Here is an 11,982-nt window from a genome sequence, read left to right on the forward strand (position 1 = left end):
GTCAATGAGTTAGACCTCTAATCATGCCAGCCGCGACAGTTTGTTGTGTTACCGCATCAATGAGGACAAAAGAGCCCGTCGTACTACATTCGTCAAAGTGATCTGCGGCGATTGGTTTTTGCAACGTCAACTGAATTTGTCCGACGTCGTTCATGTGAAATGTCGCTGCGGTTTGTGCTTCTGACAACGTTTTCACATCAAGTACGTGATTGATATTGTTAACCCGTGCAAACACAGTACGTGTCGTGTGTTGCAAAACATATTTACGAACAAGCGACAGCGGCTCACGCCCCAACCAGCAAATATCGGCACGGACGTGGCTTGAGAGGGTTGGCCATGTTTGCCTATTCGAATCCACCAGTAAATCTCCTCGAGAAACGTCAATATCGTCCGTCAGGCGAATCGTGACAGGCTCACCTACCGACGCTCGCTGATCTTGGTGGTCAGCATCTAAGTCAATACCATTGGCCACATGGATCTCTGCAACGCTTGACCGAACACCAGACGGGAGGATGGTGATCTCCTGGCCAACCCGCAGCTCACCCGCCTCTACGCGCCCAAGATAGCCCCGAAAATCTTCACTCGAGCTACCATCCTGTCGCATTACGTACTGAATCGGTAAGCGCAACGAATTTAGACGCGGCATCGCAGAGGTGTCCAAGTCTTCAAGCCACCGTAGCAGTGTTGGCCCTTGATACCAGGGCGCTCTATCGCTCACTGTCACCACATTGTCCCCCTGCAGCGCAGAAATGGGGATGGCAACCGCCGAAGCTAAGTCAAGTTTTTCCGCTAACTCGTTGAGCGCGCGATGGATGGCATCAAACGCATGCTGATCGAAGTCCAATAAATCCATTTTGTTCACGGCAAACGCAACATGACGCAGTCCCAACAAACGAACGATGGCCGAGTGGCGGTTGGTCTGTGCAAGCAGCCCAGGTGGCTCTACACTGAAGTCGACTCGTGTTGCGTCGACCAGAATGACGGCGACATCGGATTGCGATGCACCGGTCACCAGATTTCGGGTGTACTGTTCGTGTCCGGGGGCGTCCGCGACAATGAACTTTCGGTTAGCCGTAGCGAAATATCGATACGCAATATCGATCGTAATGCCCTGCTCTCTTTCGGCTTCAAGCCCATCTGTCAGCAAAGCCAGATCAATTGCAGCGTCGTGCGCCCTCACTCGTGAGTGTTTGCTTCTTGACACCGCACTTAACTGATCAGTCAATACCGCTTTGGTATCGTACAAGAGTCTGCCAATCAAGGTACTTTTACCATCATCAACGCTACCGGCCGTGATGAATCTAACCACACCATGTTTCATTAGAAATATCCTTCCTTTTTGCGGCGCTCCATTGAAGACTCGCTCGTCTGGTCGTCCATTCGCGTGGCCCCTCGTTCTGTCAATTGTGACAAGGCTGTCTCTGCAATTACTTCTTCTGGTGTTGCAGAGCTGCTAGCAACAGGGCAGGTGCAACTGATATCCCCCACTGTACGAAAGCGAACTTGTCGAATACTGCTGCTATCGGCGGGATTTTTGGGGGTAATGTCCGTCACCGGCAGAAGCAGACCATTTTTTTCAACAACCTCTCTGAAGTGTGCGTAATAGATATTGGGTAACGCAAGTCTCTCGCGGGCAATGTATTGCCAGATGTCGAGTTCGGTCCAATTTGAAATTGGGAACACTCTCATGTGCTCGCCTGCGGTGATTCTTGCGTTGTAAAGCTGCCAGAGCTCGGGCCGTTGTGTCTTGGGATCCCACTGACCAAATTCGTCTCTAAACGAAAAAATCCGCTCTTTGGCACGCGCCTTTTCTTCGTCCCGGCGCGCACCGCCCATCAACGCATCAAACTGATGATCCGCAATGGTTTCGAGCAAGGTCACCGCTTGTGCTGCGTTACGCGAATCGGTCGGCTGGCGAAGTTTTACCGAGCCCTTGTTAATCGACGCTTGAACCATACCAACCACTAGCCGATCGCCCGTTCGAGCAATCAATTCATCGCGAAACTGAATCACCTCTTGATAATTATGGCCAGTATCGATATGGACAAGCGGAAATGGCAAGGCTGTCGGCTGACGACGCAACGCGAAGGCCTTGCGTGCCAGATGAAACATCACCACCGAATCTTTACCACCCGAAAACAACATCGCTGGATTGGCGCATTGAGCAACAACCTCACGGATGATGAAAATTGACTCTGATTCAAGCCAATCCAGATAATCATGCTGAAGTTTTTGGATATTATTTGACATGTAAACCACACTCTTTATTTTCTTGTTGCAACCACCACCAACGACCTGCACGCGTTTCTTCGCCAAACCGAATTGCCCGCGTACAGGGTTCGCAGCCAATGCTCGGGAACCCCTGACGGTGAAGAGGATGAATAGGTACAGCCCGCCATTGAAGGTATGTCCAGACATCGTTGTCCGACCAGTCAAAGAGTGGGTTGTATTTGGTGAGTCCGCGTGCTTCATCGATTTCTGAGAATGCGATGGACGTGCGAGTGACAGACTGCTCTTGCCGTTGACCGCTCACCCAAGCCTCTGCGCCAAGCAAGGCACGTTCAAGTGGCAGGACTTTTCTAGCTCGGCAACACGCCTTTTTAGCCGCCTCATCTTCATAAAAACCATTGAGACCGTGCGCTCGCACAAAACCAGTGACGTCCGATGGATCCGGCTGCATCCGCTTGATCAGGATCCCATAATGGTTTTGCACAACGTCAATCATATTGAGCGTTTCCTGGTGCAAGCGGCCTGTATCCAATGTAAATATCTCAATCGCTCCCCCAACTTCGGCGATAGCATCGATCAAGACTAAATCTTCGGCTGCCATACTGCAGGCGAAGCGAACGGATCGATGCGAACCATTGATGCCGTGCAATCGCTCGCGCAAACGCTCATGCCGTCGAACAACGTCGTCGGTCAGGGGATTGGGTGGTGGCATTTGCCATAAAAACGCTGCGGGCTGATGCATAGTGACAGGTCTGACGCAATAAATAAGATATCTATGCTATCGACCATCATCAGATAAGCAAACGAATGAGTTGCTATTAGGTTATGAGCTATTAGGTTATGAGCTATTAGGTTATGACACACCGCCTCAAGTAACCCTAGAGGATGACGGGAATTGGCCGTATTTGCGGTATCTGCCAGATGTACAATAGGGTAAATACTAGCAATGAGATTAAGATCGTCCTTGATCTCGATTTTCAAGCAAGCGATCCATTTTGGTGTTTATGCGCCCTCTTTTCGTTTTATCCTGTTGCCTGGTTCTCTTTGGTTGCACCGCCCCTCAAGACCAACTCAGCGCACCCGCCAATCCGTCTATCAACGAACTCGAACCTGGGCTATCTGATGCCGCAGGCAAAATCCAAGAGCGTTGGTGGGCGGTGCTCAACGACTCACAGCTCAATCAGGTCATGGATCTCGCACTGGCGACATCCCCCAGCGTCCAAGTCGCCGGTAGCCGTATTTCGGCGGCGTTGGCGATTGCGAACGCACAACAGGCAGCACTGGTTCCTCAGGTTGGCTTCAGTGCACAAATCGATCAGCAACAGTTTTCACAGAATTATTTCTTTTTCCCCGGGATGCAGACGACCAACGGGTATGGATTCATTCAAGCCAATCTGAATTGGTCACTTGACCTGTGGGGCAAACAGCATAAATATTTTGATGCCGCGATCAGTCGATTGAAAGCAGCACAATTCAATGTCGACGCAGCAAAATTGATGTTGTCGAGTTCGATCGCGAAAGTCTACGTCGATCTGGATCGCGTGCACAAACTCAAGGCGCTTAATGCTGACGAAGCTACCTTGCGCGACCGCCTCTATCAAATTGCTGTCGCCAGGCAGACAGCCGGTGTCACCGATGCACTTGAAACCAAGCAACGTCTGGCTGATCGAGATCTGTCGCAAGCCCGTCTGATTCAATCTGAACTCGCGATCAAAACCCTGCAGCATCAGCTGTCGGCGCTCGCACAGCAAGGCCCTACCTGGGGTGAAAAACTTCGCCCTCCTGCCCTGACCGGCTACAACGGCGATCTACCTGAGTCGATTCCCGCTGACCTGCTGGCAAGAAGACCCGACTTACAGGTCTTGCTCGAACAAATTAAAGCGTCGGGATTAGAGTTCGACGCTTCTAAACTGGAATATCTGCCGGACGTGAATCTTCAAGCGTACGCAGGCCTGCAATCCATCGGATTATCGACACTATTTCAATCCGCCAGCCAGGCACTGAGCATTGGCCCAGTGATCAGCTTGCCGATTTTCGACGGTGGACGAATTGCAGCGAACTCACTCGGTAAAGAAGCCGCTCGCAACGAAAGAATCTCGACGTATCAAGATCAGCTCGCCACTGCACTAAAAGAAGCGGCAGACGCCATTGCAACGGTCAAAAATACGTCTCTTGAACTGGTACAAGACCAACGAGTGTTGAACGACAGACTGAGCTATCGGCAAATTCAGCAACAGCGTAAAACAGCTGGCCTGACCACGAGCGACAACGTCATCGCAGCTGAACTCAACGTTGTTCAACAAAGAAAACAAGTTCTCGATACTCAAGCTAGAGCGCTGAGTGCCAAGGTCACACTGATTCAGGCACTGGGCGGTTCGTTCGAGACCACATCAGATTCAACTGCTCAATAAGCATCATGACAACATCCACACCTACCCAAACCGCCCCCACGACCCCTGCCGACACTCGTGGATCGAGTCGCAGCAGCGCATTTCGAGTTTTCTTCATCGTGTTGTTGCTGATTGCCATTGGCTACGGTGTTTACTGGTTTCTTTACCTGGATCATTATCAGTCGACAGACGATGCCTATGTAGCGGGTACTCAAGTGCAGGTGACCGCCCAAACAGAGGGCACGATCTCTGAGGTATTGGTTCTTGACACCCAAGCAGTAAAAGCAGGTGATGTCCTTTTCAGAATGGATCCCTCAGACCAAAAAGTTGCGCTCGAAAAAGCCGATGTGGATCTGGTAAAAGCCTATTACACCGTCAAAGCAACGATCTTAAATGCCCAGCAACGCAAGCAAGATCTCGATAAGGCGCAAATCGATTACAAACGCCGGACCGCGCTTCAAGGGGAGGCTAGTGTCTCCAAAGATGAAATCGATCGGGTGAAGCTAACGTATGACAATGCTCGGATTGCTTACGAACAAGCACTGGCCTCTGCCGAAAACATCACTGACGTCAATCAAGCAGATCGACACTCAGAGACTTTAAAAGCCATCAACGCCGTGCGGCAAGCGTATCTAGCGTTGGTTCGTACAGACATTCTCAGCCCCGCGAATGCCGTGGTTGCAAAGCGATCAGCGCAGTTGGGACAACGAGTCAGCGCTGGGACACCAGCCGCTTCGCTGGTCATGAATCAGACGGTTTGGGTCGATGCGAACTTCAAAGAAAATCAGATTCGTTTCATGCGTGTGGGGCAATCAGCACGCGTAGAGGCTGATGTTTATGGCAGTAAAGTGGTCTATAGCGGCAAAGTCGCCGGCTTCGCACCCGGCACAGGTTCAACCTTGGCCTTGTTACCCCCTCAGAACGCCAGCGGCAACTGGGTAAAAGTGGTGCAACGCTTACCCGTCAGAATTGAGATTGATCCTGAGCAACTGAAACAATATCCCTTAAATATCGGTCTGTCGATGGACGTCAAAGTAGATGTGTCAAATGCTCAAGGTCTTGCGCTTGCCCCTATGGAGCACAAGGGTGACTTGAAAACAGATATTTATGCAAAGCAACTTAAAACGGCCGACGAGCATATTCTGACAGTCTTAAAACGCGCTCGTTAAGATTCTGACGTCACATGGCCAATCAAGCATCCGCTGATGCCCCGCAAGCTCAGCTTACCGGGTGGAAGCTAGCACTCGGCACCCTCGCACTCGCTGCGGGCTCGTTTATGAACGTCCTCGATACGTCAATCGCAAACGTATCGCTACCTACGATAGCCGGTGACTTTGGGGTTACCGCGACACAAGGCACGTGGGTCATCACGTCGTACGCGGTAAGCGAGGCCATCTTTTTGCCACTCACGGGATGGCTATCTAAACGCATCGGTGATGTCAGGCAGTTTATCTTCGCGACCTTGTTATTCACGGTTGCCTCGATGCTTTGCGGGGCTGCCCCCTCTTTTGAAATGCTCATTTTTTCACGAGTACTGCAAGGGGTTGTGGGCGCCTCAATGATCCCCCTGTCGCAATCGTTGCTCGTCAAAATATACCCGCCGACCAAACGAGGGATGGCGCTTGGGATTTGGGCAACGACCACAGTGATCGCGCCAGTACTGGGGCCGGTGATTGGTGGTTGGTTAACGGACAACTTGGTCTGGCGATGGGCGTTTTATATCAATCTGCCCTTCGGCATATTGACGGCCTATGGCGTGTACTGGCTCTTTGGTGCACCAAAAGCGAAGGCATCCACAGAAAGCATCGATATTGTTGGATTGCTTTTACTGATTGTTGCCGTATCGTGCCTGCAGATCATGCTCGATAAGGGCAATGAACTCGACTGGTTCTCCTCTGAGTTAATCGTCGGCTTGGCGATTGTGAGTGCGATTGCCTGGGTTAGTTTTGTGATCTGGGAGCTCGGGGCAGAAAACCCGGTCGTGGACTTGCGACTCTTCAAGTTGCGAAACTTCAGGATTGCCGCTAGCTGTTTGTTTTTTGGGTCTTTTTCTTTCTACATTTATATCGTGATAGGCCCGCTATGGTTGCAGACTCAGCTGGGTTACACGGCTTTTCAGGCAGGCCGAGTCATGGCCTTTACCGGCATCTTGGCATTGATTAGTGGTCCTATTTTTGGGGCAAATATCAACCGTCTCGACGCACGACTGATCGCTACCATTGGTTTTAGTTGTATGGCTGGGGGATGCTTTTGGGCAGCAACATTCACCACTGCTGTTGATGAAAAAAGTTTGATGATCGCCAGATTGATCATGGGGATTGGCATCTCTGGCTTTTTCATGCCGATGACTGCCATCGCGATGTCATCGCTCAAGCCGCAACAGTTTGCAGCAGGTAGTGGCTTGACCAATTTCTTACGAAATATGGGAGGCAGCATTGGCACGGCCATTGCTACCACCGTCTGGCAGGACAATGCCTCACGACATCATGCCCATTTGGTCGAAAACATCTACACCGGAAACCCAGCCTATCAGCAATTCTCTGACCAAGCCGCCGCTATCGGTTTGGTCGAACCCGCGAAGTCTGCTGTCATCGATCAATTGATTTCATCGCAGGCGTACCTGCTCTCGACCAATGAACTCATGATTGCCGCTGCCGGGTTACTGGTCTGCCTGCTTCCGCTAATTTGGCTGGCTAAGCCGCCGTTTGGCGCTGCACCTGGCGCCCATTAAAAGGTTGATAAGCTTCAAATCTTACTGATTCGGTGCAATCACTCAGGGGAATACAAGTGACAACAGTTGATGAGGGGTCGAACAAACGATTTGCGCAAATCACGCTAGATTCATTGCCGGATGAAACCAAACCCTTAGCCCAAGAAATTCTCGACATTTCTAGTCTTGGATTAGCGGGTCCTTACAACGTGATGTTGCGCAGCCCAGTTTTTGCCAGACGCTTCAAAGATCTGCTGGACTATTTGCGTTTCAATAGCTCTTTGCCAAAACGCCTTAGCGAGTTTGCCATTTTGATTCAAGGGCGTCTGTGGTCTTCACAGGTAGAGTGGCATGCGCACTACCCGATTGCGCTCAAAGCAGGGCTCAGCGCCTCAGTTGCAGCTGATTTAAAAAACAATCAGCGACCGAGAGACATGACTGAAGATGAAGCCATCGTGTATGACGTTTGCATGAGTCTCAGTACCCAACACAAAATCGATGATGAACTGTTCAATCGAGCCAAGTTGATACTTGGTGAAATGCAACTCGTCGATCTGGTGGCGGTGAGTGGTACTTATATGACGGTCGCTGGTCTCTTAATTCTAGGCAATGAAATGCCACCCGCTGGTGCGCCGCTTCCCTTTGGCAACAGCGAATGAAGAATTGAGTTACAAAGTCAAACATAACCAATAAAAATTTACCGGAGACTAAAGGATGTGGGAAGAAAGCCAGCGCTATCCAGACCCTAGAGTGATTTCAATCGATAAATCGTTTGATAAATACAGACTGGCGTTAGCCTCTGTCGAACAAATTGCGACCGGTTGCCGATGGGCTGAAGGCCCAGTTTGGTTCGGGGATGGGCGCTATTTACTCTGGAGCGATATCCCCAACAATCGCATCATGAAATGGGAAGAAGAAACGGGTGCCGTCAGTGTCTTTCGCCAGCCATCCAATTATGCCAATGGCAATACCCGCGATCGCCAAGGGCGGCTAATTACCTGCGAACACATCGGGCGAGTCACTCGTACTGAGTACGATGGGACGATCACCGTCTTGATGGATAAGTTTGAAGGCAAGCGACTAAACTCGCCCAATGATGTGGTGGTGAAGTCAGACGGCAGTATTTGGTTCACTGATCCACCGTTCGGCGCAAACAGTGACTACGAAGGCAACAAGCATCCAGAGGAGCTACCGCATGCCATTTATCGGCTTGACCCGTTGACGGGAACAGCTGACATGCTGACCGATCAGATAAAAGGGCCCAACGGCCTATGCTTTTCACCAGATGAAAGTCTGCTCTACGTCATTGAGTCAAGAGGTACACCGAATCGGTTGATTCACGCTTACACGTTAAAGGATAATGGCAAGAAACTCGGTGAACCTCGAGTATTTCTCGATGCGGGTGCCGGGACGATTGATGGTATGCGTGCGGATATCGACGGCAACCTGTGGTGCGGCTGGGGCATGGGAAGTGCAGAAATGGATGGCGTGAGGATCGTCTCACCTCAGGGTGAGATTATCGGATCTATTGATCTGCCCGAGCGTTGCGCGAACGTCTGTTTTGGCGGTACCAAACGCAATCGCTTGTTCATGGCAGCGTCACACTCGGTGTACGCGCTCTATGTGAACACCCAAGGTGCAATTGGCGGATAACTCGCCATTTCAAAAATTCTCTCGTGGTGCTCAATGCCAAACACGCCAGCCTCGCCAGACCTGATTGACTCACCGTATGCGCGCAGACGATTAATCTTAGCCGTTGTGCTCGGATTATTTGGTTGTAGCTGCATGTACGTCGTGTCAGTGGTTTTACCCTCGGTACAAGCTGAGTTTCAAATATCTCGATCAATGGCCTCTCTGCCCTACACCGCGCTCATGATTGGGTTTGGCGTGGGTGGTCTATTCATGGGCAGGCTGGCGGACAAACACGGCGTCCGGTTGCCGTTGTCTATTGGCGGCTTGGCGTTGTTTGCAGGGTTTGGTCTTGCTAGCCTTGCCGACAATATTTACAGTTTTGCGCTGGCGCACGGACTCTTGCTTGGACTACTTGGCGCGGCGAGCGCTTTTTCTCCGTTATTAGCGGATACCGCGCTGTGGTGGAACAAGCGTCGAGGCATTGCCGTGGCGATCTGCGCTAGCGGTAATTACCTGGCTGGCGCAGTATGGCCTGCTGTTACGCAACAACTGATTGATCACATCGGATGGCGTCAGGCTTATTTGACGCTCGGGATTGTATGTGGGAGTGTCTTGCTGGTACTGAGTCGAGGGTTAAAGCAACGACCACCGACGATGCAAATAACAGCAACCAAAGCCGAACAAGCCAGTGCCGACCATCCTTTTGGGCTGAGTATCAACAACGCTCAGCTATTGCTATGTCTTGCTGGGTTATCGTGTTGTGTAGCAATGTCAATGCCACAAGTTCATATCGTTGCCTACTGTTCGGACCTTGGTTATGGCGCGGCTCGTGGCGCAGAAATGCTGTCACTCATGCTGGGTTGCGGCATCATTAGCCGCTTAGTATCAGGTGCTATCTGTGACCGAATTGGTGGTCTACGCACCTTGATCATGGGGTCAACCCTTCAAGGCATCGCGCTACTACTCTTTCTACCATTCAATGACCTAGTGTCCTTATATTTGATCTCAGCCCTATTTGGCTTATTTCAGGGCGGGATCGTCCCTTCATACGCGATCATTATCCGCGAATACTTTCCCGCAGAAGGCACTGGTCAACGAACGGGTGCTGTCATGATGGCAACACTGTTTGGTATGGCACTCGGGGGCTGGATGTCAGGCAAACTATTCGACCTCACTGGGTCGTATAAATCCGCGATGCTCAATGGTTTGGTCTGGAACGTCTTGAACCTCTCTATCGCCATCTGGTTGCTCTTACGGGTCAAACACTCAGGTTTGCCATTCAAACCCTTGATGGGATCGAAGACTGCTCGGACCTGAAAGCAGGAAAACCTAAGGTTTAACCAAGCGCAGCGCAAATCGATCGCTGGTTGTTTCCATCTTTGTGGATGGCATATCTCTTGCATCAGCGAGATTACGCCAAGCACTGGATTCAGCTTCAACCTTAAAACCAGCATTCATCAGTTCTTCGATGACAGTTTGCTCGTCTATCCGATGCAGCGTTGACGTCACACTTAACCCACTACCTGCTCGGGCTGCATGGTCAATCAAAATCAGATGGCCTCCCGGCTTAAGCGCATTGAAGAGGGTTTGATTCATCTTATGCCGATCCATCGGCAGATTGGCAATATCGTGATAACTAAGCACGAGTGTCACCAGGTCGACTTTTGGCAGGTCGGCTGGATACACCGCTTCAAACGGTTGCGTCAGGACCGTGATATTGCTTTGAGGCTGCGCCAACAAGCGCGCTTCGAGCGCGGCTGAGGGTTTGGATATTTGAGCCAACAGCTTGCCCTGTGGCCCGATGGCCAAGGCCAACAGCTGCGAGGTATAGCCTGCACCTGCTGCCACATCGAGCACCGTCATCCCAGGTTTGACCTGGGTTAACGTCAAAAAATCGAGAGGCCGTCGCGACGCATCCATGACCCGATCTTTATCGGTTCGGATCGGGCTAGCAATCGCTTGTTGATAGACATCATCGGCTGCGCTACTGTTCATGGACAGAAACGCAAAGCTACAAACGAAGACTATCGTTGCCAGCTTGGTGTAGCGCGTCACACGCGAATTTGTCAATCCCTTGGCCCACGCATTTTTTAACATTTTCACCAGTCCGATCTGTTTTAGAAACTTGGCTTATTCTTATCTTTGCCGCGCGGAAAAATTGCCGTCACCTGCGTTGGGCGGACGGCATCCAGTGCTGGCGCGGAGCCTGTCTTGGCCGTAGAGGTGTCTTTCTTCGGCTTTTTGGCTTCTTTGTTGGTTTTTTGCTGACCCTTGGCCATGATGAATGCTCCTTTTGTAGGACAATGATGTTGAATGCAATCTAACTCGCGATTGATGCTGACAGTGTACGACGCGATGACTGAAATGACCTAACCCGATGACGACGCTAACCGATGTGCCACTGTTTCCCCTTGGAACAACACTTTTCCCGGGCGGGTTATTGCCACTCAAGATCTTCGAAGTGCGCTACCTGGACATGATCAAAAAGTGTCTGCACGAACAGAGCAAGTTTGGCATTGTCACCATTGAGCAAGGCGCTGAAATCAGAACCGCTGGGCAAGAGGTCACCTTTGCCAACACCGGGACACTCGCCTCCATTCATTCGTTTGACGCTGTCACCCCTGCGCTATTCATGATCCGGTGCCGAGGCGAGCAGCGATTCACGATCAACCATAGTGAGCGTCAACGCAATGGCCTTTGGACCGCATCGATCGACTTGGTTGCCCCGGATCACTTTATGGAAATACCCGCAGAGCTTTTCGATGCAGCGGGTGCACTCAGAAAAACGTTAATTGCTATTCTTGAGCAAACCACCCAAGAAGAAGAGCTGGCCGTCCTCGAACCATACCAGTTCAACGATTGCTCTTGGGTCAGCAATCGATGGGCAGAATTATTGCCTTTACCACCACCGCAGAAGCTGCATCTGCTGAGCATGGACAATCCACGACTCAGATTGGATTTAGTTGCCGAAATCCTTCAAGAGCTGGGTGTGCTCGACGGGGAATAGCCACACAAGCTGAT

12 protein-coding genes are annotated in these 11,982 nt (G+C 51.1%); 7 read left to right on the plus strand and 5 right to left on the minus strand.

The window, feature by feature from the left end; genetic code table 11:
* Position 1 precedes the first annotated feature (1 nt).
* From AC1W8Y_RS05190 to AC1W8Y_RS05200, 3 genes are read right to left on the minus strand one after another with little or no spacing between them, the layout of a single operon-like run.
* Positions 2-1,321, minus strand: a complete 1,320-nt coding sequence (locus tag AC1W8Y_RS05190) for a sulfate adenylyltransferase subunit 1 (protein ID WP_482013410.1) — start codon at positions 1,319-1,321, stop codon at positions 2-4.
* Positions 1,321-2,250, minus strand: coding sequence for a sulfate adenylyltransferase subunit CysD (gene cysD / locus AC1W8Y_RS05195; RefSeq protein ID WP_482013411.1), 930 nt, complete (start codon positions 2,248-2,250; stop codon positions 1,321-1,323). Before cysD ends, AC1W8Y_RS05190 begins: the two co-directional genes overlap by 1 nt.
* A complete protein-coding gene (locus AC1W8Y_RS05200; protein WP_482013412.1) occupies positions 2,240-2,971 on the minus strand; it encodes a phosphoadenylyl-sulfate reductase in 732 nt (243 codons plus the stop codon). The genes cysD and AC1W8Y_RS05200 overlap by 11 nt, the downstream gene beginning before the upstream one ends.
* Positions 2,972-3,233: 262 nt before the next feature.
* Here AC1W8Y_RS05200 and AC1W8Y_RS05205 point away from each other — a divergent pair, with 262 nt between their 5' ends.
* From AC1W8Y_RS05205 to AC1W8Y_RS05230, 6 genes are read left to right on the plus strand one after another with little or no spacing between them, the layout of a single operon-like run.
* The gene (locus AC1W8Y_RS05205; RefSeq protein WP_482013413.1) at positions 3,234-4,640 is read left to right on the plus strand and encodes an efflux transporter outer membrane subunit; all 1,407 of its coding nucleotides are present in this window, start codon (positions 3,234-3,236) and stop codon (positions 4,638-4,640) included.
* A 5-nt stretch (positions 4,641-4,645) separates the two neighbouring features.
* A complete protein-coding gene (locus AC1W8Y_RS05210; protein WP_482013414.1) occupies positions 4,646-5,788 on the plus strand; it encodes an EmrA/EmrK family multidrug efflux transporter periplasmic adaptor subunit in 1,143 nt (380 codons plus the stop codon).
* Between the two features lie 14 nt (positions 5,789-5,802).
* The gene (locus AC1W8Y_RS05215) at positions 5,803-7,350 is read left to right on the plus strand and encodes a DHA2 family efflux MFS transporter permease subunit (protein WP_482013415.1); all 1,548 of its coding nucleotides are present in this window, start codon (positions 5,803-5,805) and stop codon (positions 7,348-7,350) included.
* Positions 7,351-7,406: 56 nt separating this feature from the next.
* Positions 7,407-7,988 carry a carboxymuconolactone decarboxylase family protein gene (locus tag AC1W8Y_RS05220; RefSeq protein WP_482013416.1) on the plus strand — a complete coding sequence of 194 codons (582 nt, stop codon included), beginning with the start codon at positions 7,407-7,409 and terminating at the stop codon, positions 7,986-7,988.
* A gap of 55 nt (positions 7,989-8,043) precedes the next feature.
* Entirely contained in the window at positions 8,044-8,982 is a 939-nt protein-coding gene (locus AC1W8Y_RS05225) for an SMP-30/gluconolactonase/LRE family protein (RefSeq protein ID WP_482013417.1), read from the plus strand.
* A 33-nt stretch (positions 8,983-9,015) separates the two neighbouring features.
* The gene (locus AC1W8Y_RS05230) at positions 9,016-10,278 is read left to right on the plus strand and encodes an MFS transporter (protein WP_482013418.1); all 1,263 of its coding nucleotides are present in this window, start codon (positions 9,016-9,018) and stop codon (positions 10,276-10,278) included.
* Positions 10,279-10,290: 12 nt separating this feature from the next.
* Here AC1W8Y_RS05230 and AC1W8Y_RS05235 read toward each other — a convergent pair whose 3' ends face one another.
* Complete coding sequence (locus AC1W8Y_RS05235) at positions 10,291-11,058, minus strand: class I SAM-dependent methyltransferase (protein WP_482013506.1); 768 nt, start codon at positions 11,056-11,058, stop codon at positions 10,291-10,293.
* Between the two features lie 20 nt (positions 11,059-11,078).
* Complete coding sequence (locus AC1W8Y_RS05240) at positions 11,079-11,240, minus strand: hypothetical protein (RefSeq protein WP_482013419.1); 162 nt, start codon at positions 11,238-11,240, stop codon at positions 11,079-11,081.
* 98 nt (positions 11,241-11,338) lie between these two features.
* On the opposite strand from AC1W8Y_RS05240, the gene AC1W8Y_RS05245 reads away from it, so the two are divergent.
* Entirely contained in the window at positions 11,339-11,968 is a 630-nt protein-coding gene (locus AC1W8Y_RS05245) for an LON peptidase substrate-binding domain-containing protein (RefSeq protein ID WP_482013420.1), read from the plus strand.
* The last annotated feature ends 14 nt before the right edge of the window (positions 11,969-11,982 follow it).

Source organism: Jezberella sp. (assembly GCF_964834465.1).

Coding starts and splice junctions, on each gene's coding strand:
- AC1W8Y_RS05190 (WP_482013410.1), bottom strand. CDS start 1,321: ATGAAACATGGTGTGGTTAGATTCATCACGGCCGGTAGCGTTGATGAT.
- cysD (WP_482013411.1), bottom strand. CDS start 2,250: ATGTCAAATAATATCCAAAAACTTCAGCATGATTATCTGGATTGGCTT.
- AC1W8Y_RS05200 (WP_482013412.1), bottom strand. CDS start 2,971: ATGCATCAGCCCGCAGCGTTTTTATGGCAAATGCCACCACCCAATCCC.
- AC1W8Y_RS05205 (WP_482013413.1), top strand. CDS start 3,234: ATGCGCCCTCTTTTCGTTTTATCCTGTTGCCTGGTTCTCTTTGGTTGC.
- AC1W8Y_RS05210 (WP_482013414.1), top strand. CDS start 4,646: ATGACAACATCCACACCTACCCAAACCGCCCCCACGACCCCTGCCGAC.
- AC1W8Y_RS05215 (WP_482013415.1), top strand. CDS start 5,803: ATGGCCAATCAAGCATCCGCTGATGCCCCGCAAGCTCAGCTTACCGGG.
- AC1W8Y_RS05225 (WP_482013417.1), top strand. CDS start 8,044: ATGTGGGAAGAAAGCCAGCGCTATCCAGACCCTAGAGTGATTTCAATC.
- AC1W8Y_RS05230 (WP_482013418.1), top strand. CDS start 9,016: ATGCCAAACACGCCAGCCTCGCCAGACCTGATTGACTCACCGTATGCG.
- AC1W8Y_RS05235 (WP_482013506.1), bottom strand. CDS start 11,058: ATGTTAAAAAATGCGTGGGCCAAGGGATTGACAAATTCGCGTGTGACG.
- AC1W8Y_RS05240 (WP_482013419.1), bottom strand. CDS start 11,240: ATGGCCAAGGGTCAGCAAAAAACCAACAAAGAAGCCAAAAAGCCGAAG.
- AC1W8Y_RS05245 (WP_482013420.1), top strand. CDS start 11,339: ATGACGACGCTAACCGATGTGCCACTGTTTCCCCTTGGAACAACACTT.